This window comes from Streptomyces sp. NPDC025833 (assembly GCF_055558055.1).
On sequence record NZ_JBVHNF010000007.1, the window covers coordinates 366730 to 391625 of the forward strand.

Annotated in this window: 25 protein-coding genes; 12 read left to right on the forward strand and 13 right to left on the reverse strand. The window is 73.4% G+C overall.

What is annotated here, in order from left to right:
* Nucleotides 1-138: 138 nt before the first annotated feature.
* The 5 genes from ACZ4K2_RS15110 (at nt 139) to ACZ4K2_RS15130 (ending at nt 5835) form a co-directional block, all read left to right on the forward strand.
* Nucleotides 139-1665, forward strand: coding sequence for an ABC transporter ATP-binding protein (locus ACZ4K2_RS15110; RefSeq protein WP_467478276.1), 1527 nt, complete (start codon nt 139-141; stop codon nt 1663-1665).
* Nucleotides 1662-2792: an ABC transporter permease gene (locus tag ACZ4K2_RS15115; protein WP_467477932.1), complete on the forward strand. Its 1131-nt coding sequence runs from the start codon at nt 1662-1664 to the stop codon at nt 2790-2792. The genes ACZ4K2_RS15110 and ACZ4K2_RS15115 overlap by 4 nt, the downstream gene beginning before the upstream one ends.
* Nucleotides 2792-4078: an ABC transporter permease gene (locus tag ACZ4K2_RS15120; protein ID WP_467477930.1), complete on the forward strand. Its 1287-nt coding sequence runs from the start codon at nt 2792-2794 to the stop codon at nt 4076-4078. Before ACZ4K2_RS15115 ends, ACZ4K2_RS15120 begins: the two co-directional genes overlap by 1 nt.
* Complete coding sequence (locus tag ACZ4K2_RS15125) at nt 4075-4479, forward strand: cytidine deaminase (RefSeq protein ID WP_467477928.1); 405 nt, start codon at nt 4075-4077, stop codon at nt 4477-4479. Before ACZ4K2_RS15120 ends, ACZ4K2_RS15125 begins: the two co-directional genes overlap by 4 nt.
* Nucleotides 4480-4551: 72 nt before the next feature.
* On the forward strand, nt 4552-5835 hold the full coding sequence (locus tag ACZ4K2_RS15130) for a thymidine phosphorylase (RefSeq protein WP_467477926.1): 1284 nt from the start codon (nt 4552-4554) through the stop codon (nt 5833-5835).
* Nucleotides 5836-5920: 85 nt separating this feature from the next.
* Here ACZ4K2_RS15130 and ACZ4K2_RS15135 read toward each other — a convergent pair whose 3' ends face one another.
* A complete protein-coding gene (locus ACZ4K2_RS15135) occupies nt 5921-6877 on the reverse strand; it encodes an AEC family transporter (protein ID WP_467477923.1) in 957 nt (318 codons plus the stop codon).
* A 120-nt stretch (nt 6878-6997) separates the two neighbouring features.
* Here ACZ4K2_RS15135 and ACZ4K2_RS15140 point away from each other — a divergent pair, with 120 nt between their 5' ends.
* A complete protein-coding gene (locus ACZ4K2_RS15140) occupies nt 6998-7369 on the forward strand; it encodes an STAS domain-containing protein (RefSeq protein ID WP_467477920.1) in 372 nt (123 codons plus the stop codon).
* Here ACZ4K2_RS15140 and ACZ4K2_RS15145 read toward each other — a convergent pair.
* Nucleotides 7253-8266, reverse strand: coding sequence for a sigma-70 family RNA polymerase sigma factor (locus ACZ4K2_RS15145; protein WP_467477917.1), 1014 nt, complete (start codon nt 8264-8266; stop codon nt 7253-7255). The two genes, ACZ4K2_RS15140 and ACZ4K2_RS15145, sit on opposite strands and share 117 nt — an antisense overlap.
* 148 nt (nt 8267-8414) lie before the next feature.
* Nucleotides 8415-9692 (reverse strand): MFS transporter, encoded by a 1278-nt coding sequence (locus tag ACZ4K2_RS15150; RefSeq protein ID WP_467477916.1) that lies wholly within the window; start codon nt 9690-9692, stop codon nt 8415-8417.
* A 63-nt stretch (nt 9693-9755) separates the two neighbouring features.
* Here ACZ4K2_RS15150 and ACZ4K2_RS15155 point away from each other — a divergent pair, with 63 nt between their 5' ends.
* Complete coding sequence (locus tag ACZ4K2_RS15155; RefSeq protein WP_467477913.1) at nt 9756-10718, forward strand: LysR family transcriptional regulator; 963 nt, start codon at nt 9756-9758, stop codon at nt 10716-10718.
* A gap of 403 nt (nt 10719-11121) precedes the next feature.
* Here the strand turns inward: ACZ4K2_RS15155 and ACZ4K2_RS15160 are convergent, their stop codons facing one another.
* Nucleotides 11122-11883, reverse strand: coding sequence for a dienelactone hydrolase family protein (locus tag ACZ4K2_RS15160; RefSeq protein ID WP_467477912.1), 762 nt, complete (start codon nt 11881-11883; stop codon nt 11122-11124).
* A 134-nt stretch (nt 11884-12017) separates the two neighbouring features.
* Between ACZ4K2_RS15160 and ACZ4K2_RS15165 the strand changes: the two genes are divergently transcribed.
* Nucleotides 12018-13205: an adenosine deaminase gene (locus ACZ4K2_RS15165; RefSeq protein ID WP_467477909.1), complete on the forward strand. Its 1188-nt coding sequence runs from the start codon at nt 12018-12020 to the stop codon at nt 13203-13205.
* Between the two features lie 147 nt (nt 13206-13352).
* Entirely contained in the window at nt 13353-13712 is a 360-nt protein-coding gene (locus ACZ4K2_RS15170; RefSeq protein ID WP_467477905.1) for an ATP-binding protein, read from the forward strand.
* Between the two features lie 106 nt (nt 13713-13818).
* On the opposite strand, the gene ACZ4K2_RS15175 is transcribed toward ACZ4K2_RS15170, so the two are convergent.
* From ACZ4K2_RS15175 to afsQ1, 5 genes are all read right to left on the reverse strand, one after another.
* Nucleotides 13819-14019 (reverse strand): PspC domain-containing protein, encoded by a 201-nt coding sequence (locus ACZ4K2_RS15175; RefSeq protein WP_467477902.1) that lies wholly within the window; start codon nt 14017-14019, stop codon nt 13819-13821.
* Nucleotides 14020-14129: 110 nt separating this feature from the next.
* Nucleotides 14130-14693: a VanZ family protein gene (locus tag ACZ4K2_RS15180; RefSeq protein WP_467477898.1), complete on the reverse strand. Its 564-nt coding sequence runs from the start codon at nt 14691-14693 to the stop codon at nt 14130-14132.
* A gap of 83 nt (nt 14694-14776) precedes the next feature.
* The gene (locus tag ACZ4K2_RS15185; protein ID WP_467477895.1) at nt 14777-15376 is read right to left on the reverse strand and encodes a hypothetical protein; all 600 of its coding nucleotides are present in this window, start codon (nt 15374-15376) and stop codon (nt 14777-14779) included.
* A complete protein-coding gene (locus ACZ4K2_RS15190; protein ID WP_467477892.1) occupies nt 15373-16962 on the reverse strand; it encodes an ATP-binding protein in 1590 nt (529 codons plus the stop codon). Before ACZ4K2_RS15190 ends, ACZ4K2_RS15185 begins: the two co-directional genes overlap by 4 nt.
* Nucleotides 16959-17636 (reverse strand): two-component system response regulator AfsQ1, encoded by a 678-nt coding sequence (gene afsQ1, locus ACZ4K2_RS15195; RefSeq protein ID WP_190012869.1) that lies wholly within the window; start codon nt 17634-17636, stop codon nt 16959-16961. Before afsQ1 ends, ACZ4K2_RS15190 begins: the two co-directional genes overlap by 4 nt.
* Nucleotides 17637-17875: 239 nt before the next feature.
* Between afsQ1 and ACZ4K2_RS15200 the strand changes: the two genes are divergently transcribed.
* Nucleotides 17876-18649 (forward strand): SigE family RNA polymerase sigma factor, encoded by a 774-nt coding sequence (locus ACZ4K2_RS15200; protein WP_467477887.1) that lies wholly within the window; start codon nt 17876-17878, stop codon nt 18647-18649.
* 166 nt (nt 18650-18815) lie between these two features.
* Here ACZ4K2_RS15200 and ACZ4K2_RS15205 read toward each other — a convergent pair whose 3' ends face one another.
* Nucleotides 18816-19415, reverse strand: coding sequence for a uridine kinase family protein (locus ACZ4K2_RS15205; protein ID WP_467478273.1), 600 nt, complete (start codon nt 19413-19415; stop codon nt 18816-18818).
* Between the two features lie 160 nt (nt 19416-19575).
* Between ACZ4K2_RS15205 and ACZ4K2_RS15210 the strand changes: the two genes are divergently transcribed.
* Nucleotides 19576-19980 (forward strand): hypothetical protein, encoded by a 405-nt coding sequence (locus tag ACZ4K2_RS15210; protein WP_467477883.1) that lies wholly within the window; start codon nt 19576-19578, stop codon nt 19978-19980.
* Nucleotides 19981-20076: 96 nt separating this feature from the next.
* Here ACZ4K2_RS15210 and ACZ4K2_RS15215 read toward each other — a convergent pair whose 3' ends face one another.
* The 3 genes from ACZ4K2_RS15215 to deoC are packed head-to-tail and all read right to left on the reverse strand — an operon-like array spanning nt 20077 to nt 23350.
* Nucleotides 20077-20961 carry an aldehyde dehydrogenase family protein gene (locus ACZ4K2_RS15215; protein WP_467477881.1) on the reverse strand — a complete coding sequence of 295 codons (885 nt, stop codon included), beginning with the start codon at nt 20959-20961 and terminating at the stop codon, nt 20077-20079.
* Nucleotides 20954-22384, reverse strand: a complete 1431-nt coding sequence (locus tag ACZ4K2_RS15220; protein ID WP_467477878.1) for an aldehyde dehydrogenase family protein — start codon at nt 22382-22384, stop codon at nt 20954-20956. Before ACZ4K2_RS15220 ends, ACZ4K2_RS15215 begins: the two co-directional genes overlap by 8 nt.
* A gap of 6 nt (nt 22385-22390) precedes the next feature.
* Nucleotides 22391-23350 carry a deoxyribose-phosphate aldolase gene (gene deoC, locus ACZ4K2_RS15225; RefSeq protein ID WP_467478271.1) on the reverse strand — a complete coding sequence of 320 codons (960 nt, stop codon included), beginning with the start codon at nt 23348-23350 and terminating at the stop codon, nt 22391-22393.
* 135 nt (nt 23351-23485) lie between these two features.
* Between deoC and ACZ4K2_RS15230 the strand changes: the two genes are divergently transcribed.
* Entirely contained in the window at nt 23486-24184 is a 699-nt protein-coding gene (locus ACZ4K2_RS15230) for a PH domain-containing protein (RefSeq protein WP_467477874.1), read from the forward strand.
* Nucleotides 24185-24896: the final 712 nt, after the last annotated feature.

The following is a 24896-nucleotide window of genomic DNA, read 5'->3' on the forward strand; positions in this document are numbered from 1 at the left end:
ATAACAATGTGTCAACTCTACGCGTGTAGCACGGAGTTGCCGCGCTAGCGTCGCCGACGCCTGCCACCTCCCCTAAGCAGCCCCTTTCCCCGAGGAGAGTGCGCCATCAACGCGTCCAGCCCTCCCGCTGCCGTCGAACTGCGCGGCATCACCAAGCGTTTCCCCGGCGTCGTCGCCAACCGGGACATCGACATCACCGTGCGCACGGGCACCGTGCACGCCCTGTGCGGTGAGAACGGCGCCGGCAAGTCCACCCTGATGAAGATCCTGTACGGCATGCAGCAGCCGGACGAGGGCACCATCACGGTCAACGGCGAGCAGGTCGTCCTGCACAACCCCGGCGACGCCATCGCCCGCGGCATCGGCATGGTGCACCAGCACTTCATGCTCGCCGACAACCTCACCGTGCTGGAGAACGTCGTCCTCGGCGCGGAGAAGCTGTACGGCATCGGGGGCAAGGCCCGCGCCCGGATCAAGGAGATCTCGGACGCGTACAGCCTGAACGTCCGGCCCGACGTCCTCGTGGAGGAGCTGGGCGTCGCCGACCGCCAGCGCGTGGAGATCCTCAAGGTCCTCTACCGAGGCGCCAAGACCCTCATCCTCGACGAGCCGACCGCCGTGCTCGTGCCGCAGGAGGTCGACGCGCTCTTCGACAACCTGCGCGAACTCAAGGCCGAGGGCCTCACCGTCATCTTCATCTCCCACAAGCTGGGCGAGGTGCTGTCGGTCGCCGACGAGATCACCGTGATCCGGCGCGGCACCACCGTCGGCACGGTCGAGCCGCGGGGCACCACCCCCAAGCAGCTCGCCGAGCTGATGGTCGGCAGCGAGCTGCCCACCCCGGAGACCGAGGAGTCCACCGTCACGGACGTCCCGATGCTGAAGCTGGCCGGGGTGCACCTGTCGCAGACCGACCTCGACGGCATCGAGCGGATCATCCTGGACGAGGTCTCCTTCACCATCCACAAGGGCGAGGTCCTCGGCATCGCCGGCGTGGAGGGCAACGGCCAGTCCGAACTGGTCGAGGCGATCATGGGCATGCGGCAGCCCGACACCGGCGTCGTCACGCTCGACGGCACCGACATCTCGCGCACCGCCACCCGGGACCGCCGCCAGGCCGGCATCGGCTACATCCCCGAGGACCGCCACCGCCACGGCCTGCTCCTGGAAGCACCGCTGTGGGAGAACCGCATCCTCGGCCACGTCACCGAGAAGCCGAACTCGCGCGGCGGCCTCCTCGACATCAAGGCGGCCCGCGCCGACACCGAGCGGATCGTCCAGGCGTACGACGTCCGCACGCCCGGCATCGACGTGACCGCGGCCTCGCTGTCCGGCGGCAACCAGCAGAAGCTGATCGTCGGCCGCGAGATGAGCCACCACCCCAAGCTGCTCATCGCCGCCCACCCCACCCGCGGTGTGGACGTCGGCGCCCAGGCGGCCATCTGGGACTACATCCGCGAGGCCCGCCGCGAGGGCCTGGCCGTACTGCTGATCTCCGCCGACCTGGACGAGCTGATCGGCCTCTCCGACACCCTGCGGGTGATGTACCGCGGCCGCCTGGTCGCCGACGCCGACCCCGCCACCATCACCCCCGAAGAGCTGGGCTCCGCCATGACGGGTGCGGCCACCGGCCACCTGGAGCACACAGAGGACGACGAGCGATGAACAAGCTGACCTCACGGATCGACAAGGAGCGGCTGTTCCTCGGCGTCGCCGCCCCGGTGCTGGCGGTCGTCGCCGCGCTCGTCGTCACCGCCCTGGTGATCGCCGCGACCGGCAAGAACCCCGGCTCCGCCTTCAGCGACATGATGACCTACGGCTTCGCCAGCGACAGCCAGGTCTACATCCTCAACAAGGCGACGACGTACTACCTCGCGGGCGTCGCGGTGGCCGTCGGCTTCCGCATGAACCTGTTCAACATCGGTGTCGACGGCCAGTACCGGCTCGCCGCGTTCATCGCCGCCGTCCTCGGCGGCGCGCTGACCGTGCCGGGCTGGATCGCCATCCCGCTGATCCTGATATGCGCCATGGCGACCGGTGCCCTGTGGGCGGCCATCGCGGGCATCCTCAAGGTGACCCGGGGCGTCAGCGAGGTCATCGCGACCATCATGCTGAACTCGATCGCCACCGCGATCATCGGCTACCTGCTCCAGCCGGACCGGCTCGGCGAACTCCAGCAGGGCGGCACCCTCGTCTCCACCGAGCCGCTGCCGTCGTCCTCGTTCTTCTTCAGCATCGACACCGGCCAGGCCGGCGTCCTGGACGGCTTCATCGTCGTCGCCGTGATCGTGGGCCTCGCCTACTGGTTCGTGCTCGGCCGCACCCGGTTCGGCTTCGACCTGCGCACGGTCGGCCAGTCCGAGAGCGCCGCCTCCGCCAGCGGTGTGTCGGTGAAGAAGATGATCGCCACCAGCATGATCATCTCCGGTGCGGTGGCCGGCCTGATCGGCATGCCCACGCTGCTGAACGAGAGCCACCAGTACGACAACAGCTTCCCCACCGGGATCGGCTTCACCGGCATCGCCATCGCGCTGCTCGGCCGCAACAACCCGGTCGGCATCGCGCTCGGCGCCCTGCTCTGGGGCTTCCTGGAGCGCACTACCAACCACCTCGAGTTCGAGGGGTACGACAAGGAGATCCTCGGCGTCATCCAGGGCGTCATCGTCCTGTGCGTCGTGATCGCGTACGAGGTCGTCCGGCGCTACGGCCTCAAGCGCCAGCAGCAGAAGGTCGGCGCCGAACTCGCCGCGCAGGCCGCCGCCCCGACGAAGAAGAAGCAGGAGGTGGCGTGATGACTGCCACGATGACCGACGCGCCGCCGCCCGCGGCGCCCAAGGCGGAGGGGGCGCCCCAGCGCTCCGGCCGCTCCCTCGGCCTCGTCCTCATGATCGTCGCCGGCGCCCTGCTGCTCCTCGCCGCCGTCCGCGTGATCACCGGTGCCAACCAGCTCGACTCCGCGGGCCAGGTCGCCGCCGCGCTCGGCCTCGCCGTGCCCATCGGCCTGGCCGGCCTCGCCGGCCTGTGGTCCGAGCGGGCGGGCGTGGTCAACATCGGCCTCGAAGGCATGATGATCCTCGGCACCTTCGGCGCCGGCTGGGTCGGCTGGCAGACCAACCCCTGGCTGGGCCTGCTGTGCGGCATCGGCTTCGGCGTCCTCGGCGGCCTGGTGCACGCCGTGGCCACCGTCACCTTCGGCGTCGACCACATCGTCTCCGGTGTCGCCGTCAACCTGCTCGCGCTCGGCGCCACCCAGTACCTGGCCAAGCTGTTCTTCGCCGACGGCACGGCCGCCGAGGCGGGCGGCAACCCCAAGCAGTCCCCGCCGGCCGACTCGCTGCCCGACGTCACCCTGCCCGGCCTCTCGGACGGCCTCGCATCGATCGAGAAGCACCACTGGTTCCTGGTCTCCGACCTCGCCGGCATCATCGGCGGCCTGATCACCAACCTGTCCGTGGTGACGGTCCTGGCCGTGCTGCTGTTCGTCGGCAGCTGGTGGCTGCTGTGGCGCACCCCGTTCGGCCTGCGGCTGCGCTCCTGCGGCGAGAACCCGGTCGCCGCGGAGTCGCTCGGCGTCAACGTCTACCGGTACAAGTACGCGGCCGTGGCCGTCTCCGGCGGCCTCGCCGGCCTGGGCGGCGCGTTCCTCGCGCTGGTCACCTCGCACACCTACCTGGAGGGCCAGACCGGCGGCCGCGGCTACATCGGTCTCGCCGCGATGATCTTCGGCAACTGGCGTCCCGGCGGCCTCGCCATGGGCGCGGGCCTGTTCGGCTACTCCGACGCCCTCCAGCTCCGCAACGGCGGTGTCACCGTGCACGCCCTGCTGCTCCTGCTGGTCGTCCTGCTGGCGCTGCTGGCCGGCTGGAAGATCTACCGCAAGGCACACTGGCAGGGCGGCATCAGCCTCGGCACGGCCGTGCTGGTCCTGGTGTGGTACCTGTTCACCGACGAGGTCCCGAGCGACTTCGTGGGCGCCACGCCGTACGTCGTCACGCTGCTGGTGCTGTCGCTGTCCGCGCAGCGCCTGCGGATGCCGAAGGCCGACGGCATGCGGTACCGGAAGGGTCAGGGCAAGTGAGCACGGAGACCGCCGCCTTCGACTGGGAGGCACTGCGCGCCGAGGCGCGCGAGGCCATGGCCCACGCCTACGCCCCCTACTCGGGCTACCCGGTCGGTGTGGCGGCCCTGGTCGACGACGGCCGCGTCGTCACCGGCTGCAACGTCGAGAACGCCTCCTACGGCATCGGCCTGTGCGCCGAGTGCGGCCTGGTCTCGCAGCTCCAGCGCACCGGCGGCGGTCGCCTCACGCACTTCACCTGCGTGGACGGCGAGGGCGCCCTGCTGGTGCCCTGCGGCCGCTGCCGCCAGCTCCTGTACGAGTTCGGCGGCCCCGACCTGCTCCTGGACACCCCCGCGGGCGTCCTCCCGCTCTCCGCGATGCTGCCCCAGGCCTTCGGCCCGGACCACCTCGCCAAGTAACTCCCGTACGGCCCCCCTGAGTGCTCAGGGGGGCCGTACGGCTTCGCACCTCCCGGAAGGAAGCCACCAGCCATGGCCATGGACGCCATCTCCGTCATCCGCACCAAGCGGGACCGCGGTGAACTGACCGACGAGCAGATCGACTGGGTCATCGACGCGTACACCCGCGGCGAGGTCGCCGACTACCAGATGGCCGCGCTCAACATGGCGATCCTGCTGAACGGCATGAACCGCGCCGAGATCGCCCGCTGGACCGCGGCGATGATCGCCTCCGGCGAGCGCATGGACTTCTCCACGCTGAGCCGCCCGACGGCCGACAAGCACTCCACCGGCGGCGTCGGCGACAAGATCACCCTCCCGCTGGCCCCCCTCGTCGCCGCCTGCGGCGCGGCCGTGCCGCAGCTCTCCGGCCGGGGCCTCGGCCACACCGGCGGCACCCTGGACAAGCTGGAGTCCATCCCGGGCTGGCGCGCCCTGCTCTCCAACGAGGAGATGCTGCACGTCCTCGACACCACCGGCGCGGTGATCTGCGCGGCGGGCGACGGCCTGGCCCCCGCCGACAAGAAGCTGTACGCCCTGCGGGACGTCACCGGCACGGTCGAGGCGATCCCGCTGATCGCGTCCTCCATCATGTCCAAGAAGATCGCCGAGGGCACCGGCTCCCTGGTCCTGGACGTCAAGGTCGGCAGCGGCGCCTTCATGAAGACGATCGAGGACGCCCGCGAGCTGGCGTCCACGATGGTCGGCCTCGGCACGGACCACGGCGTGAAGACGGTCGCGCTGCTGACGGACATGGCCACCCCGCTCGGCCGCACCGCGGGCAACGCCCTGGAGGTCCGCGAGTCGGTGGAGGTCCTGGCGGGCGGCGGCCCGGCGGACGTCGTCGAGCTGACGATCGCGCTGGCCCGCGAGATGCTCGACGCGGCCGGCCTGAAGGACGCCGACCCGGCGAAGGCGCTGGCCGACGGCTCCGCGATGGACGTCTGGCGCCGCATGATCGCGGCCCAGGGCGGCGACCCGGACGCCGAGCTGCCCACCTCGCGGGAGCAGCACGTCGTCACGGCCCCGTCCTCCGGCGTCCTGACCCGCCTGGACGCCTACGACATCGGCATCGCCGCCTGGCGCCTGGGCGCGGGCCGCGCCCGCAAGGAGGACCCGGTGCAGGCGGCGGCGGGCGTGGAGATGCACGCCAAGCCGGGTGACACGGTCACCGAGGGCCAGCCGCTGCTGACCCTGCACACCGACACCCCGGAGCGCTTCGCGTACGCGCTGGAGGCGGTCGAAAGCTCCTACGACGTCGCGGCGCCGGGCACGGACTTCCGGCCCAGCCCGGTGGTGCTGGAGCGCATCGCCTGACCCGCGCCCCGCACCGTTCCGGGGCCCGGGACCGGCGGACCGTCGCCGGTCCCGGTCGGTACGCGCCCGCCGCGGGCCGCCCGGGTCATCCCAGCACCGCCGCCACCGCCACCAGCACCGGGACCGACACCAGGGTCGACAGCAGGACCGACTCGCGGGCCAGGTCCTCGGCCACCCGGTAGCGGCTCGCGTAGGTGAACAGGTTCTGGGCGCCGGGCAGGGCCGCGGTCACCACCACGTCCAGCAGCGCGGCGCCGTGCAGTCCGAAGGCGCCCCGCGCCAGCGCCCACGCCACCAGCGGCTGGCCCACGGACTTCAGCGCCACGGACAGCAGGACCGGCAGCCGGTCCCGCCCCCGGCCCGGGGCCGGGCTGCCGTGCAGGGACATGCCGAAGGCCAGCAGCGCCGCCGGCACGGACATCGCGCCGAGCAGGGCGAGCGGGTTCAGGACCGGGCCGGGGAGCCGCCAGCCCGCCGCCGACACCACGACCCCGGACAGCGAGCCCACGGCGACGGGATTGCGCAACGGCGTCAGCAGCAGCCGCCCCACCGAACCCTTCCCGCCTTCCCCGCCCTCGCCGCCTCTGCCGTCCTCGTGGTCCTGCCGGGAGAGGTCCAGGACGGTGAGGGCGACGGGCGCGACCAGCACGACCTGGAAGAGGAGGACCGGCGCCACCAGGGAGGCGTCGCCCAGGACGTACGCGGCGATCGGGATGCCGAGGTTGCCCGAGTTGACGTACCCCGAGCACAGCGCGCCGATCGTCGTACGGCCCAGCCCCCAGCGCCGGACCACGCCGACCGCCACGAACACCCCGGCGACGGCGGCCGTGCCGAGCGCCGTCACCAGCAGCCGGGCGGAGAACAGCACCGAGAGGTCGGCGCGCGCGAGGGTGGTGAAGAGCAGCGCCGGACCGGCCACCGCGAACGCCAGCCGGGTCAGCACCTCCCCGCCCTGCGCCCCGAGCGTCCCTCGCCGCCCCAGTACGAACCCCGCCCCGATGACCACCGCGATCACCGCGAACCCGCTCAGCACCCCCGTCATGGGGCCAACCCTCCGGGGGCGGAGCCGGGCCGGTCAATGTGATCTCCGCCGGGAGCGCGCCCGCCCGGCGGCCGTGCCCGCGGCCACCCGGGCCGGACCCGCCGATGAGTTCCGCGGGCCGTGCCGGTCTACCCGCACGTGGATGCCGAGAACACCGCCGTGCTCGTGCTGCCCGGACCCGTCCGCCGTGACGAGGTGGCCCGGTGGTGCGCCGAAGTGCGGGTACTGCTGGAGGGCCGTGGCGCCGGGGTGGTCGTGTGCGACGTGGGCGGGATCGGGCCGCCCGGTCTCGCCGCCGTCGACCTGCTGGCGCGGCTGGAGCTGACCGCCCGCCGGTCCGGCGGGCGGATACGGCTGCGGGACGCCGACCCCGCGCTACACGCCCTCCTGGACCTCGTCGGACTCCGCGTCCAGGTGGAGGGGCAGGTCGAAGAGCGGGAACCAGCGCTGGGTGTCGAGGAAGCAGTGGAAACCGGTGATCCGGCCGTCTGAGATCTCCAGGACCTGCACCGCCCACGGGCTGTACCCGCCGTTGTCCGGGTCCGGCTTGTAGTGCGCGAAGCCCGGCAGGCCGTTGGCCTCGACGGGCAGCAGCCGGGAGCCGGCGCAGGAGGCGCCGAAGGTGGTCATGAAGCCCGTGATGTCGGCGGTGCCGCGCAGCCACAGGTCGAACGGCGGCATCGTCATGATGGCGTCCTCGTGCAGCAGCGCCGTCAGCGCCGTCATGTCGTAGCCCTCGAACGCCTTCACGTAGCGCTCCAGGAGTACGCGCTGCTCCTCGTCCAGCGGGTCGGACACCGCTCCGGCGGAGCCCGCCTCGCCGCGCTCGGCGAGCGTGGCGCGGGCCCGCTGCAGCGCGCTGTTCACCGAGGCGACGGTGGTGCCCAGCAGCTCGGCCACCTCGCTCGCCCGCCAGGCGAGCACCTCGCGCAGGATCAGCACCGCCCGCTGCTTGGGCGGCAGTTGCTGGAGCGCCGCCATGAAGGCGAGCCGAACGGACTCCTTCGCGACGGCGGCCTCCGCCGGGTCCTCGACCGTCGGCAGCACGCGCGCGTCGGGCATCGGCTCCAGCCAGGTGCTGTCCGGACGGGGGGAGAGCGCCGCCCGGGCGAGCGGGGACGCCTCGGTCAGGTCCATCGGCCGCGCCCGCTTGCCGCCCGCGGTCAGCATGTCCAGGCACACGTTCGTCGCGATCCGGTACAGCCACGAGCGCAGCGAGGAGCGGCCCTCGAACGTGTCGTAGCTCCGCCAGGCCCGCACCAGGGTGTCCTGCACCGCGTCCTCGGCCTCGAAGGAGGAGCCGAGCATGCGGTAGCAGTACCCCGTCAGCTCGGTCCGGTGCTTCTCCAGTGCGACGTCCAGGTCCGCCGTCGCCGTGCCGTTGCCCATCGTCCACCCACCCCTGTGGCCGTCCTGTGGCGCGCCGTCGCGCCCCAGCACTCGGGAAGTTACCGCAGCCCACTGACAACGGCCCCCGGAGTGGGAGAAACCCCAGGCGGGAGGGGTCGCCCCGGCGGGCGGAGCGGCGTGCGGCGGCTCAGTGCGCGGCCACCGGCTCCCGGCGGTCCGCCACCCGGGCGGCGCGCGAGCCGAGCACGGTGATCGTGACGACGCCGAGGACCGCGACGAGGCCCACGCCGACCGTGCCGGCCCAGCCGTCCGCGTGGAAGGCCATCGCGCCGACCGTGCTGCCCGCGCTGGAGCCGATGTAGTACGCGGACTGGTACAGCGCCGCGGCCTGGGCCCGGCCGCGGGTGGCGGTCTTGCCGACCGCCGAGGAGGCGACCGCGTGCCCGGCGAAGAAGCCCGCCGTGATCAGCACCAGGCCCGGCAGGACCAGCGGGAGCGAGGACGCCAGGGAGAGCAGCAGCCCCGCCGCCGTCGTACCGCCCGCCAGGTAGAGCGCGCCCCGGCGGCCGCACCGGCCCACCAGCCGGCCCGCGGTGGACGCGGAGACCGTGCCCACCAGGTAGACGAGGAAGATCGAGCCCACGACGCCCTGCGGCAGCCCGAACGGCTGCTCCGTCAGCCGGTAGCCGATCACCGTGTACACCCCGCCGAACACCGCCATGAACAGCGCGCCGATCGCGTACAGGCGGCGCAGCAGCGGGTCGGAGAGGTGGTCGCGGACCGTGCCGAGCAGGACGCGGGGGCGCAGCGAGCCCGCCGTGAAGTGCCTCGGGGCCGGCAGCAGCAGCCGGAAGGCCACCGCGCAGGCGACCGCGACCGCCCCGATCACGCCGACCGAGACCCGCCAGCCCCACTCCTGGGCGACCCAGCCGGTGATCACCCGGCCGCTCATCCCGCCGACGCTGTTGCCCGCCACGAACAGCCCGATGGCCGTGACCAGGGCCTTCGGCCGGACCTCCTCGGCGAGGTAGGCCGTCGCCGAGGCCGGCAGACCGGCCAGCGCCGCGCCCTGCACCCCGCGCAGCACCACCAGCGCGCCGAGCGACGGCGCGAAGGGCACCAGCATGCCGACGGTGACGGCGACCGCCAGGGACGCGGTCATCACCGTACGGCGGCCGAAACGTTCCGACAGGGCACTCATGGGCAGCACGAACAGGGCCAGCCCGCCGGTCGCGGCCGCCACGGTCCAGCTCGCCTCGCCCGCCGCGACGCCGAACTCACCGGAGATCAGCGGGAGCAGGGCCTGGGTGGAGTAGAGGAGGGCGAAGGTCGCGACCCCGGCGAGGAACAGGGCGAAGCTCATCCGGCGGTAGCCGGGGCCGCCCGGGGCGAGACGCGGGTCGGAGTCGGGGGCGGGCGGAGCGGCGTCCACGGGGGCGGACGCCCCGGTACTGGCGGGAGACATGCCTCGACCGTAGGGACGGCCGGACTCATCCGTCCAATGCATGGAATCGCCATAATCGATCCCATGGAGCATCAGCACAGGTCACAGCTGCGGCTGTCACCGTCCGGTGACACAGCAGACATGGGCGGGACGGTGCGGCTGCTCGCGCCCCGCCTCGCCTACTTCGCCGGCGTCGCGCGCACGGAGCACGTCACCCGGGCCGCCCACGAGATGAACGTCCCGCAGTCCACCCTCTCCCGCGCGATGGCCCGCCTGGAGCAGGACCTGGGCGTCGACCTGTTCGCCCGGCACGGCCGCACCGTCTCCCTGACCACCGCCGGCCGCACCTTCCTCGCCTCCGTCGAACGGGCCCTCGCCGAGATCGGGCGCGCCGCCGAGGAGGTCCGCGCGGACGCCGACCCGGCCACCGGGAAGGTCGCCTTCGGCTTCCTGCACACCATGGGCGCCGAGACCGTGCCGGGGCTGCTGCACGCCTTCCGCGCGGACCACCCGCGGATCCGGTTCAGCCTGGTCCAGAACTACGGCGAGGCGATGCTGGAGCGGCTCCGCGCGGGCGAACTGGACCTCTGCCTCACCTCGCCCGTCCCCGACGCGCCCGACCTGGTGGCCCGCCGCCTCGACGAGCAGAAGCTCCGACTCGTCGTCCCGGCCGACCACCGCCTGGCGGGCCGCCGCCGTATCCGGCTGGCCGAGGCGGCCGAGGACACCTTCGTCACCCTGGAGCCCGGCTACGGGCTGCGCCGCATCTTCGACTCGCTCTGCCGCGAGGCGGGGTTCCGTCCGCGGGTCGCCTTCGAGGGCGAGGAGGCGGAGACGCTGCGGGGACTGGTGGCGGCCGGGCTGGGCGTGGCCCTCCTGCCGCCGCCGACGGTGCCGCGGCCGGGCGTGGTGGAACTGGCGGTCACCGCTCCCCGGGCGGTGCGGGAGATCGGCGTCGCCTGGCTCGCCGACCGCCCGGACACCCCGCCGGTGGCCGCCTTCAAGAAGTTCCTGCTCTCCAGAAGAGGCGGCCTGCTCCCCGCCTGACGCCACCTCCCCGATGTCCCCGCCGGCCCGGCCCCGGACCCGCCCGCCCGTACGCGTCCGCGTCCCGCCCCGTCCGTGTGCCCGCGGCTCGGCCCCGCCCGCGCCCGTGACCGCGGGCGGCCTCGCTCCGCCGGGTGCGGGCACGGTCCGGGTGGTCCCGTTTCCCGGGTGGGACCAGGCCCCGGCCCCGGACGCGTTCGTGGCCCGAGCGGCCCCGCCCGGCCGGGCGCGGGCACGACCCGGGCGGCCCCGCCTGCCGTACACGACCGTGGCCCGAGCCGCCCCGCCCGCCGTGCGCGTCCGCGGCGAAAGCGGCTCCGCTCCCGGGTGCGTCCGAGGCCGGAACGGTCCCGCCCGGCCCCCGGGCCTCCCCTCGGTCGAGTCGCCGCGCCCGCCGCCGGTCCTACCGTTTCAGCGACTTGCCGAAGCCCGCGGCCAGCGGCATGCGGAGGCCGATCGGCGGGGGCGCGGCCAGGGCGTCCTCCACCGGCCGGGCCACCGGGCGCCCGAACAGCGCCCCCATCACGAAGTCGGCCGTCAGACAGCGCACTTCGTCGCGGTGCCCGTGCATGCCGTGGCCGTCGGAGTGCACTTCGAACCGGCACACCTCCCGGTTCACCTTCTTCGCCCGCGCCGCGAACCGGAACGACAGCTCGGGGTCGGTCCGTTCGTCGTTCGTGCCGTGCGCGATCAGCACCCGGCGCCCCACCAGCTGCTTCACCGGCTCGGCAGGGGCGGCGACGTCCTCCTCGGGCAGCCAGGGAGCCAGGGCCACCACGGAGTTGACGGCGTCGTGGCCGCCCACCCGCAGCGCCGCGCGGCCCCCCATGTCCACCCCGACCAGGCACACGGGCACGTCCCCGTACCGCCGTACGACCTCGTCCGCGGCCCACTCGGCGTCCGCCGCGGGATGGGCCGCGCTGCCGTTCCAGCCGCGGTAGCGGTAGTGGACGGGGTGGACGGCCAGTCCCTCGGTGCGGCCCGTGCGGGCGAGCGCGCGGCCCAGGGGGCGGATGAGGGCCGTCGGCCAGACGGGGGACGGGCGGCGGGCGGAGACCTCCTGCCCGCCGGGGAGCAGCAGCACCGCTCCGCTCACCGACGTCGGCTCCGGGCCGACTGCCTTTCCCAGCCTGGCCGTTCGCACCGGTGTCGCTTGCTGTCCCATGACAGAACAGTGTCAGAAGGCGCGGTGTACGAAACCCGTCCGTGGGGTCACCGTTGCGTATCGGCGGAAAAAGGCCGGACGCCGGTCGCCGCGCACACCGGGACCTCTACGCGCGTAGGAGTTACAGTGCGGAAATGACGAGCCAGACTGCACCGACGGGGGCCGTCCCGGCGCCCGTGCCGGCACACGTTCCGACGCCGGACCAGATCCGCCGGGCGCCCAAGGTACTGCTGCACGATCATCTCGACGGCGGGCTCCGCCCGGGCACCGTCGTCGAACTCGCCCGGGAGACCGGGTACACCGGTCTGCCCGAGACCGACCCGGACAAGCTGGGGATCTGGTTCGGGGAGGCGGCCGACTCCGGCTCGCTCGAACGGTACCTGGAGACCTTCCGGCACACCGTGGGCGTGATGCAGACCCGGCAGGCCCTGGTCCGGGTCGCCCGGGAGTGCGCCGAGGACCTCGCCGAGGACGGCGTCGTCTACGCCGAGGTCCGCTACGCGCCCGAGCAGCACCTCGCCGCGGGGCTGACCCTGGAGGAAGTGGTCGAGGCCGTCAACGAGGGGTTCCGGCAGGGCGAGCGGCTGGCCCGGGAGAACGGCCGGCGGATCAGGGTCGGCGCCCTGCTGACCGCGATGCGGCACGCGGCCCGCTCCCTGGAGATCGCCGAACTCGCCAACCGCCACCGGGACGCGGGGGTGGCCGGCTTCGACATCGCCGGTGCCGAGGCCGGCCACCCGCCCACCCGGCACCTCGACGCCTTCGAGTACCTCAAGCGGGAGAACAACCACTTCACCATCCATGCCGGCGAGGCGTTCGGGCTGCCCTCCATCTGGCAGGCGCTCCAGTGGTGCGGCGCCGACCGGCTCGGGCACGGGGTGCGGATCATCGACGACATCGAGGTCCGCGAGGACGGCTCGGTCCGGCTCGGCCGGCTCGCCTCCTACGTGCGGGACAAGCGGATCCCGCTGGAGCTGTGCCCCAGCTCCAACCTCCAGACCGGCGCCGCGCCGTCCTACGCCGAGCATCCGATCGGGCTGCTGCGCCGGCTGCACTTCCGGGCGACGGTGAACACCGACAACCGTCTGATGTCACACACCAGCATGAGCCGCGAATTCGAGCACCTCGTCGACGCGTTCGGTTACACGCTCGACGACCTGCAGTGGTTCTCCGTCAATGCGATGAAATCGGCGTTCATTCCTTTCGATGAACGACTCGCGATGATCAATGACGTGATCAAGCCCGGATACGCCGAGCTGAAATCCGAATGGCTGTTCCGGCAGACCGCGTCCACCAGCGGTTCCGGCGACCCGGAGGCATAGCCGCGAGGTCTGGGCGGCACGGAATGCGGACACGCTTTCACGGGGTGTCCGCATTTCGGTGTTTGCGGCGGCCGGTGCGGCATGTTTACGGTCGGGGACCGCTCGGCCCGTTCGTGGTCCACCGTCTCCGCACGCAAGGACGCATTCATGAAGCAGTCTGCCGTCAAGACCCTGGGTGTCGCCGCCCTCGGTGCCGCCATCGCCGCCGTCGGCGCGGGCGCGGCCAACGCCGCCCCGGCCGCCCCGGGCGCGTCGCAGGCCCTGGACACCGTCACGAGGACGCTGCCGGCCGAGAACGTCGGCAAGGCGCTGCCGGGTGCCGCCCAGGCGCTCACGCAGGGGCAGGGCGCCGTGGGTGCCGGGGTGGCCGCCGCCCAGCCCGCCGTGCGGAAGGTCCTCGCCCAGGGGCCGACCGCGCCGGTCGCCGGGCTGCTCGGCGGACTGCCCGTGCACAACACCGGTCTGCCCACGCACGGCGTGCCGGTGAACGGGATCCCGCTCGGCTGACACCGCCCGCCGTACGACGCCGCTGGGGCGCCCCGGAGTCCGGGGGCGCCCCGGCGGCGTCCGCGCGTCACCTGCCCCGCGTGCCGTGCGGCCCGGCCGCCGTCGGCTACCAGGCGTTGCGCACCTTGTCCTCGGACGGCAGCAGCAGCCACAGGGCTATGTAGAGCAGGAACTGCGGGCCCGGCAGCAGGCAGGACACCAGGAAGATCACCCGCATCGTCGTGGCCGAGGTGCCGAACCGCCGGGCGAGTCCGGCGCAGACTCCGCCGATCATGCGGCCGTGGGTGGGGCGGGCGAGGGCGGTCATCTCGGTTCCTCCGTGGTCGTCGGCCCGTTCGCGAGCCGGTGGCGAGGGCCCCGGGCGGAGCCCCTCATCTGTCTTCCACGGTACGGAGACGAAGGGGGCGAAACATCGCTCTACGGGGCGATCCCGACCCTGGGAATCGTCGGGGTACGCCCCTGAGCCAGCTCCTCCTGGACGGTGACCGCCTGCCCGGCCGCACCGGGTTCACGCGTGTCCCGCCGGCGCAGCCACGCCCGGCCCGCCGGCACGACGGCCAGGTGGGCCACGACGACCCCCGCCGTGTTCAGCAGCAGCGAGTCGACGTCCACGACCCGGCCCGGCACACCGGTCTGCAGCAGGGCGATGCCGAGGGAGACCAGCGTGCCGGCCGCGGCCGTACGGACCAGCGAGGCGAACGGCGAGACGGTGAGCCTGCCGTGCGCCATGGGCAGCAGCACCCCCAGCGGCGCGAGCAGCGCGAGACCCTCACCGAGGGGCCTCGCGGCCCCCGGCCAGCCCAGCGCCAGGTCGGCACGGACGCCGGCCAGCGGACGCAGGTTCGGGGGCATCACCCAGAGGACGTCCAGGGGGCGCAGCATCAGCCAGGCGACGAGGGCGAGGTGCGCGACGAGGAGGACACCCCCTGTCACACGGACGCGGATCGCGGCGCTGCCGCCGATGGAGCCTTGACGCTGCACGACCCCCTAGACGCGGGGGCGGGCGCGATCGGTTCCGCCGTGGAAACGTTTCGCCCGTAGGATCCGGGCCGCGCCCCCGGTTCCTACCCGCCCGTGATCTCCCCGGACGGGGGCCGCGTCGTGCCGGGGTGGTCGCGGACGGCGTCCGTGCACTCGTAGCGCCGCAGCGGGCCCGGGCCGGGGCCGCCCAGGATGACCGAGCCGTCGTCCTCCGTCGCCGCCGAGTCGGACAGGGTGCACACCAACTGGGCCAGCGCGTAGGGGGTGAGCCGCGAGGGCGCCGTGGTCAGCCGCAGCGTGTCCTCGGGGTCCCCCTTGCCGGGCCCGCTCACGCCGAGGCCGCCCCGCACGTGCGTGGCGTAACCCGCGGAGCGCTCCGCGCTGGTCGGCGACTTCGCGAGCTGGTCCAGCAGCCCCTGCGCGACGATCACCCGGCGCCGGGCGTCCGCGGTGCCCTCCGGGACCCGCACCGCGCGGTCCACGGCCACTAGGGACGCCCGGCACAGCAGGAACACCTGGACGGGCACCCCGCGCGAGACCGCGGAGGCGTCCGGCCCGGCCAGCGTGCACGGCACCCGGGACGGCGCCGCCCCGAAGTCGGTCGGCACCTCCGTGGCCCGGATGCCGCAGCCGGTGAGCAGCGCGCCCAGCAGGGGCAGCGCCAGCAGGCGTCGTACGGTCATGACCCCTCCTTCCGCGCGCCGGTGCGGCCCGTCCCGCGGTCCTCGGCGCCCCCCTCGTCCTCCTCGGTCAGCCGTGAGGCGTCCCGGGGCAGCCGGAGGGTGAACACCGCTCCGCCCTCCGGTGAGTTGGCGGCGGTGATCTCGCCGCCGTGGATGTGGGCGTTCTCCAGCGCGATCGACAGGCCGAGCCCGCTGCCCTCGGAACGCGGCCGGGAGGCGCTCGCCTTGTAGAACCGGTCGAAGACGTGCGGGAGGACGTCCTCCGGGATGCCGGGCCCGTGGTCGCGGACCCGGATGTCGACCCACTCGTCCGCCGCCCGCACCGACACCCGCACCGGCGAGCCGCCGTGCTTGAGCGCGTTGCCGATCAGGTTGGCGAGGATGACGTCCAGGCGGCGCGGGTCCAGACGGGCGTGGAGAGCGCGCTCGGCGTCCAGCTCGACCGCGTCCAGCCAGGCGCGGGCGTCGATGCAGGCGGTGATCTGGTCGGCCACGTCGACGTCGTCCAGGACCAGCCGGGCGGTGCCCGCGTCGAAGCGGGTGACCTCCATCAAATTCTCGACCAGGTCGTTCAGCCGCCGGGTCTCGCTGACCACCAGCCGGACGGCCGGCTCGATCATCGGGTCCATGCTCCCGGTCTCCGCCTCCAGCTCCTCCTCCAGCACCTCCGTGACGGCGGTGATCGCGGTGAGCGGCGTGCGCAGCTCGTGCGACATGTCGGCGACGAACCGGCGGGACGCCTCGTCCCGCGCGGCCATCTCCGCGACCCGGTGCTCCAGCGCCTCGGCCGCGTTGTTGAACGTCCGCGACAGGTCGGCCAGTTCGTCCGTGCCGGACACCCGCAGCCGGGTGTCGAGCCGGCCCTCGCCCAGCCGCCTGGCGGCCACACCGAGCCGGTGCACCGGTTTCAGCACGGTGGTGGCGGCGGCCTGCGCGAGCAGCGCGGCGCCGATCAGCGCGAGCCCGGTGGCGATGCCCAGCGACCAGGCCAGCGAGTTGAGGTCCTTCGCCTCCGGCTCCAGGGACTTCGCCATGTACCCCGTCGGGCCGCCGCCGATGACGCGCGTACCGGCCACCAGGTAGGGCGTGCCGTGCGCCACGACCCGCTGCCAGTACAGGTGGTACGGCTGCCGGTTGGAGTCGGTCACCTGCTGCCGCTTGGCCACGGCCGTGCGCAGCGACTCCGGCACGTCCTCCAGCGCGAAGCCGTTGATCCCGCCCGAGTTGCCGTACACCGTCTCGCCGTCGCCGTCCCGCGCGACCAGCAGCACGCTGAACCGCTGGCTGCTGGCGGCCATCTGCCCCGCGGCGCGCTGGAGCTGGTCCTGGCTCGGGTGCGCGGGCAGGGCGCCCGCGCGGTTCTGCATCTCCTGCCGGAAGTCGCGCAGCACCGCGTCCTGGGCGCGGGTGAGCACCGCCTCCCGGTTCAGCCAGTAGGCGATGCCCGACGCCGACACCGCGGCGGTGAGCGCCACCAGCCCGAAGACCAGCACCAGCCGCAGCCGCAGGCTGGTGAACCTGAGCCGTGCGAGACCTCCCCTGCGCCCGGCGCCCCAGCCGCGCGACCCCCCTTGCGTGTCGGTCACTGAGGCGTGTCCAGGCGGTAGCCGACACCACGGACGGTGCGGATCAGCGTCGGCGAGGAGGGCACGTCCTCGACCTTGGCGCGCAGCCGCTGCACGCACGCGTCGACCAGACGCGAGTCGCCCAGGTAGTCGTGCTCCCACACCAGCCGCAGCAACTGCTGCCTCGACAGCGCCTGACCGGGCCGCCGGCTCAGCTCCAGCAGCAGCCTCAGCTCGGTCGGGGTGAGCTGGAGGTCCTCGCCGTTCTTCGTCACGGTCATCGCCGAGCGGTCGATGACCAGGCTGCCGAAGGTCGCCGAGTCGCTGGACTCGCGCTCCCCGCGCCGCAGCACGGCCCGGATCCGGGCGTCCAGCACCCGCCCCTGCACCGGCTTGACGACGTAGTCGTCGGCTCCCGACTCCAGTCCGACCACGACGTCGATGTCGTCGCTGCGCGCGGTCAGCAGGATGATCGGCAACTGGTCGGTGCGCCGGATGCGCCGGCACACCTCGAACCCGTCGATGCCGGGCAGCATCACGTCCAGCACGATCAGGTCCGGCCGCTGCTCGCGCAGCAGCTTCAGACCGTCCTCGCCGCTGGCAGCGGTGGCAACCCGGTGCCCCTGGCGCGTCAGGGAGAGCTCCAGGGCCGTACGGATGGCGTCGTCGTCCTCGATCAGCAACAGGGAAGGCACGGGCTCATTCTGGCCCATGGACGGGGTGTCGTACGACCCGCCGGCGCCCGGCCTTCGCCGGCGCGGCCGCCCGCGCGTGGTGGGTGACCGCGCCGGGAGGGGCCCTGTGACAGGTCTGTGACAGACGGCGGACACGGCGATGAAGTGGCCCCGGCAGTCTTTTCGTCACGGGCCGGACGGAGAGCCGGAACCGGCCCGGCGACACCGAGTCACCGGAAGTCCACGACGGGGAGCGCGAGATGAAAACGCTGCACGGCATCAGCACCAGCGCAGTGGTCACGCGCCTGCACGACGTGCACCGGGGTACCGAGAAGTCCGGTGCCGAGGGGGGTCCCTCCCGCGCGAGCGCTTTCGAGCGCGGGGGAGGGCGGGGATGCGCCCGTGGCACCGGACGCCAGCATGCGTCCTACATGTCGGTGGTCGACGCCCGCCCGGACGAGCACGGCGGTTCCGTGTCCCGGGAGGACTCCGGTGAGCGGCGCCGGTCCCTGACGGAGGCGGAGTTCACCGCCTACGTCCAGGAGCGACGCGCCTCCCTGTACGCCACCGCCTACCACCTGACCGGTGACCGCTTCGAGGCCGAGGACCTGCTCCAGAGCGCGCTGTTCTCGACCTACCGGGCGTGGGACCGGATCAGCGACAAGGCGGCGGTCGGCGGCTACCTCCGCCGCACCATGACCAACCTGCACATCAGCGCCTGGCGGCGGCGCAAGCTCAACGAGTACCCGACCGAGGAACTGCCGGAGACGCCGGGCGAGACGGACGCGATGCGCGGCACCGAACTGCGCGCCGTCCTGTGGCAGGCGCTGGCCCGGCTGCCCGAACTCCAGCGCACCATGCTGGTCCTGCGCTACTACGAGGGCCGCACGGACCCGGAGATCGCGGAGATACTCGGCATCAGTGTCGGCACGGTGAAGTCCAGCATCTGGCGGTCGCTCCGCCGGCTGCGTGAGGACGAGGTCCTCAGCTTCGGCCGTGACGAGGAGGACGCCTTCGGCGAGCTGGTCGCCTGAAGGCCGGGGCCATCGGGGGAATGGCCCGAGGGGGGACACGGGGGACAACGGGGGAACGGGGGAAACGGGGGGAGCCACCTGGGGGGTGGGCTCACGGGGGAGCAAGAGGAACGGGACTGGCGGGCCGGGGGGCCGACCAGTCCCGTTCCGCGTTCGCGTACGGCCGTCAGGCCGCCGTCCGCTGCCGCGCCTGCCCGCCGGCCGCCGCCGTCAGCCGGTCCAGCGCCTCGTCCCGGTCGCACGGGTGGGCGCCGAGGGACACCTGGCGGGAGACGATCGAGCGCTCCGCGCGCATCAGCCGCCAGCCGCGGCGCACCAGGAACGGCACCGACTTGCGGCCCTCCTTCAGGTCCCGCAGGAACCGCCGGCGGAAGGTGGTGACGGGCCCGCGGGTCAGGCACAGCGCGTCCGCGAGGACGCCCAGCTCCCGGCAGCGCTCCACGATCTCCGCGGCGAAGATGCCCTCCGCGATGAACAGCGGGGTGCGGCCGATGCTCAGCGCCTCCTCGCCGGTACGGGCGCTCAGCGAGATGTCGTACACCGGGACCGGCGTCGAACCCGTCGCGCACAGCCGGGTGATGGCCTCGACCGCGACGTCCGCGTCCCAGGACTCCGGGTGGTCCCAGTCGATGTCCGAACTCCCCCGCACCAGCGGCAGAGTCGGGTCGTCGGCCTCCTTGTAGAAGTCGTCCAGGCGCAGGACGGGGAGCCCGGAGCGGGCGGCGACGAGTGACTTGCCCGAGCCCGAGGGGCCGCACAGCAGCACGACACGGGCGGGTGACGGGGGATGAATGCTCACGGAACACCAGTTTGACGCATGGGGGGCGCCCTGCCGACCCCGCGGGTCGGCTTTTGAGCGTGAGCCCCGCCTCAACTACCCTTGGTGCCGACCTGATTACCCTGCGCACCAGAAGGTGGCACCAGCGATGGCCCGACACAGCTCCCCCCAGCACCCCACCGCGCAGCGCGCCCTGATCGCCCTCGCCGCCGCCGGAGCGGCCCTGGGCGCGGGCGCGGCCACGGCCCACGCCGACTCCGGCCCCCAGCTCCTGAACGTGCCGTGGCGGCCCACGTCGCTGGGCAAGGTCGACCCGCAGGCGGGCCTGACGGCGCTCTCCGCCGCGACCGGCTACGTCACCGGGCCGGTCGCCGGCCTCAAGCCCAACCCGCTGGCGGGCACGGGCGTGGACCCGCTCGACAACGGGCTGGGCACCCAGGTGGCCGACTTCAAGCCGGTGGGCTCGCGGATGCTGACGGCCCCGGTCGCCCAGGCCCGCTCGCTCGGCGCGGTGCCGGTGGCGGGGCAGGTACTGGGCGCGCTGGGCCGCTGAGCCCCCGGCAGGGGGCGTCCGGCCGCCCTCGCGGGTGACCGGACGCGGGGCGCCGCGGCCGGTCCCGACGAGGCCGGGCGCCGGGCCCGGCCGGGCTCAGTAGGCGGAGCCGGAGGCGCCCAGCGAGCCCGTCGGGTGCCACACCGTCTTCGTCTCCAGGAACGCCGTCATCCGGTCGGTCCCCGGCGTCTCGAAGTAGTCCACAGCCTGTGGACGCAGGACGCGCTTCAGGTTGTCGGCCGCCGCGATCTCCAGCTCCTTCGCCAGCGCCTCGTCGGCGCCCGCGAGGTCGATCGCGTTGACGTCCTGGTGCGCGGCCAGCGGTGCCGCGATCTCGGCCGTGCGGCCGGACAGCACGTTGACGACACCGCCCGGGACGTCCGAGGTGGCCAGCACCTCGGCCAGGGACAGCGCGGGCAGCGGGGCCTTCTCGGAGGCGATCACGACCGCCGTGTTGCCGGTCGCGATCACCGGGGCCACGACCGACACCAGGCCGAGGAAGGACGACTCCTGCGGCGCCAGCACGGCGACCACACCGGTCGGCTCGGGCGAGGAGAGGTTGAAGTAGGGGCCCGCGACGGGGTTGGCGCCGCCGATCACCTGGGCGATCTTGTCGGTCCAGCCCGCGTACCAGACCCAGCGGTCCACGGCCGCGTCGACGACCCCGGCCGCCTTCGACTTGGAGAGGCCCTCCGCCTCGCCCACCTCGCGCACGAACTGCTCGCGGCGGCCCTCCAGCATCTCCGCGACGCGGTAGAGGACCTGGCCGCGGTTGTACGCGGTCGCGCCGGACCAGCCGCCGAACGCCTTGCGCGCGGCCACGACCGCGTCCCGGGCGTCCTTGCGGGAGGAGAGGGGCGCGTTCGCCAGCCACTTGCCCTTCGAATCGGACACCTCGTACACCCGGCCGCTCTCCGAACGCGGGAACTTCCCGCCGACGTACAGCTTGTAGGTCTTGAAGACGCTCAGACGGTCAGACATCGAGGTAAGCCTCCAGGCCGTGGCGGCCGCCCTCGCGGCCGAAGCCCGACTCCTTGTAACCGCCGAACGGCGAGGTCGGGTCGAACTTGTTGAACGTGTTGGACCAGACGACACCGGCGCGCAGCTTGTTCGCGACGGCCAGGATCCGGGAGCCCTTCTCGGTCCAGATGCCCGCCGACAGGCCGTACTGCGTGTTGTTCGCCTTGGCGACCGCCTCGTCCGGCGTGCGGAAGGTGAGGACCGACAGCACCGGGCCGAAGATCTCGTCGCGGGCGATGGTGTGCGCCTGGGTGACGTTCGTGAACAGCGTCGGTGCGAACCAGTAGCCGGAGGAGGGGAGTTCGCACGCCGGGGACCAGCGCTCGGCGCCCTCCGCCTCGCCCTGGTCGGCGAGCGCGGTGATCCGGGCGAGCTGCTCGGCCGAGTTGATCGCGCCGATGTCGGTGTTCTTGTCCAGCGGGTCGCCGAGGCGGAGCGTGGACAGGCGGCGCTTGAGGGAGTCCAGCAGCTCGTCGTGGATCGACTCCTGGACGAGCAGGCGGGAGCCCGCGCAGCAGACCTGGCCCTGGTTGAAGAAGATGCCGCTCACGACGCCCTCGACGGCCTGGTCGATCGGGGCGTCGTCGAAGACGATGTTGGCGCCCTTGCCGCCCAGTTCGAGGGTGAGCTTCTTCCGCGTGCCGGCGACCGTGCGGGCGATTTCCTTGCCGACGGCCGTGGAGCCGGTGAAGGCGACCTTGTCCACGTCCGGGTGCGCGACGAGCGCGGCGCCCGCGTCGCCGTGGCCCGGGAGGATGTTGACGACCCCCCTGGGCAGGCCGGCCTGGCGGCAGATGTCCGCGAAGAAGAGGGCGGACAGCGGGGTGGTCTCGGCGGGCTTGAGGACGACCGTGTTGCCGGCCGCCAGCGCCGGGGCGATCTTCCACGCCAGCATGAGCAGGGGGAAGTTCCAGGGGATGACCTGGCCGGCCACGCCCAGCGGCCGCGGGTCCGGGCCGAAGCCGGCGTGACCGAGCTTGTCGGCCCAGCCCGCGTAGTAGAAGAAGTGCGCGGCGACCAGCGGGAGGTCCGCGTCGCGGGTCTCCCGGATCGGCTTGCCGTTGTCCAGCGTCTCCAGGACGGCCAGCTCACGGCTGCGCTCCTGGACGATGCGGGCGATGCGGAACAGGTACTTGGCGCGCTCGGAGCCGGGCAGCGCCGACCACTTCTCGAACGCCTTGCGGGCGGCCCTGACCGCGCGGTCCACGTCCTCGGCGCCGGCCCGGGCGACCTCGGAGAGGACCTCCTCGGACGACGGCGAGACCGTCTTGAAGACCTTGCCGTCGGCGGCCTCGGCGAACTCGCCGTCGATGAAGAGGCCGTACGAGGGCGCGATGTCGACGATCGCGCGGGACTCGGGGGCGGGTGCGTACTCGAATGCCATGGGGGATCAGTCCACCGTCACGTAGTCGGGGCCGGAGTAGCGGCCGGTGGCCAGCTTCTGCCGCTGCATCAGCAGGTCGTTGAGCAGCGAGGAGGCGCCGAAGCGGAACCAGTGGGCGTCCAGCCAGTCCGCGCCCGCGGTCTCGTTGACCAGGACCAGGAACTTGACCGCGTCCTTGGTGGTGCGGATGCCGCCGGCGGGCTTCACGCCGATCTGGACGCCGGTCTGGGCGCGGAAGTCGCGCACCGCCTCCAGCATCAGCAGCGTGTTCGCGGGGGTCGCGTTGACGGCGACCTTGCCGGTGGAGGTCTTGATGAAGTCGGCGCCGGCCAGCATGCCGAGCCAGGAGGCGCGGCGGATGTTGTCGTACGTCGACAGCTCGCCCGTCTCGAAGATGACCTTCAGCCGGGCGCTCGTCCCGCAGGCCTCCTTCACGGCGACGATCTCGTCGTACACCTTCAGGTACCTGCCGGCGAGGAACGCGCCCCGGTCGATCACCATGTCGATCTCGTCGGCGCCGGCCGCGACCGCGTCGCGGACGTCGGCCAGCTTCACGCCGAGCGCGGCACGGCCGGCCGGGAAGGCGGTGGCCACCGAGGCGACCTTGACGCCCGAGCCGGCGACGGCCTCCTTGGCGACGGCCACCATGTCGGGGTAGACGCAGACGGCCGCCGTGGCCGGGGTCGTCCGGTCCGTCGGGTCGGGGTGGACCGCCTTGGCGCCGAGCGCCCGGACCTTGCCCGGGGTGTCCGCGCCTTCCAGCGTCGTCAGGTCGACCATCGAGATGGCGAGGTCGATGGCGTACGCCTTCGCGGTGGTCTTGATGGATCGGGTGCCGAGAGACGCGGCGCGCGCCTCCAGGCCGACCGCGTCGACGCCGGGCAGCCCGTGGAGGAAGCGGCGCAGCGTGCCGTCGGACGCGGTGACGTCCGAGAGAGCGTGTGCTGTGGGTGCGGTAGTGGGCATGGTCACCAGACGAGCATATCTACGCGCGTAGTTTCTGTACACCCCCGGCGCTCGTCCCGGGCCGGGAGATCACGGATGAGCGCCGGTTCGAGGGCGGCCGGCCGCACCGCCGCCGGCGTCGTGCAGAATCGGGCCATGACCCCGGACCACCCGTCACCCGCGTCACAGCCCCCGGTGCCCACCGTCAGGGACCGGATCTACCGCTCGCCCCTGGGGCTGGCGGGCGGCGTGCTGCTGCTCCTGGTCGTGCTCTGGCTGGGCTTCGACGCGCTGTTCAAGGGCCACGGCCGGACCCCGTGGCTGGCGCTGGCCGGCATGATCCTGGTCGTGCCGCTGATCCTCGCCTTCACGCTCCGCCCGGCGGTCTTCGCCAACGAGGACCGGCTGCGCGTCCGCAACCCCTTCCGGGTGATCATCCTGCCCTGGGGCGCGGTCACCGGCCTGCGCTCCGGCTACACCAACGAGGTCCTCGCGGGGTCCGGCGCCAAGTACCAGCTGTGGGCCGTCCCCGTCTCGCTGCGGGCCCGCAAGAAGGCGGCCCGCCGGCAGCAGCGGGCGGCGGCGGACGCGGCCCGGGGCGTGCGGCCGGGCGGCCGGGGCGGCGGGCTCGGGCCGAGCGGCATCGGCATGGGCGGGTTCAGCCTGCGCGGCCCGGACGCCGGGCCGACCCGTGCCGAGACCGACAGGGTCATGGACGACCTGCGGGAGCTCCTGGAGAGCCGCGGGCCGGCCGAGTCGGCGCAGGGCGAGGTCACCGTGCGCTGGGCCTACGAGGTGGCCGCGCCCGCCGTCGCCGGAGCCGTCCTGCTGGCGATCCTGCTGATCGCGGGCTGATCCCACCGGGGCGCTCCGCGCGGGGTGTGAAGGGCCCGCGGTGCCGCTTGGCGGTGGCCGGTGTCCTGGGGCGAGGTGTCGTCGGGGCCGGGTGCCGGGTGTGTTGCGGGGCCGGTGCGCGAGGTCTGAGGCGAGCCCGGCCCGCCTGGGTGCGTTCCGTACGGGGCTCGGTGGGTTCGCGGTGCCGTTTGGCGGTGGCCGGTGTCCTGGGGCGAGGTGTCGTCGGGGCGTGGAGAGGCGCCGGGGCCGTGGTGGGCCGGGCCCGCCGGGGGCGCGCTCCGAGGCGGGGGCGTCGAGGACCGCGGTGCCGCTCGGCGGTCGCCGGGCGTGGTGGGCTGTCGAGCCTGCGCGGTGGGGTGCATCCAGTTCCGGGGGCGGGGCCCGGTGGGCTTGCCGGACCGTGCCGCGGCGAACGCGGAGGTGCTGTCGGGCCCGGGAGGGCGGCGGGCGGTGACCGGGCCGCCCGCCGCCCTCCTCCCGGCACCTGACCGTCCTCCCCGCCTCCAGGCGGGCCGGAGTGGTCCGTCCGGAGGGTGCCGCGCCGGGCAGCCGAGCCTCTCCGTCCGGCTCTGCCGTCTGCCGTCTGCCGTCTGCCGTCTGCCGTCTTCCGTCTGCCGGCTGCCGGCTCCGCCGCATCCGGCCGGCCGGTTCGCGTGGTTCCGGATGGCCGGTGTGCCGTGCCGCGGGAGTGCAGGGTCGCCGGTCGGTGCGG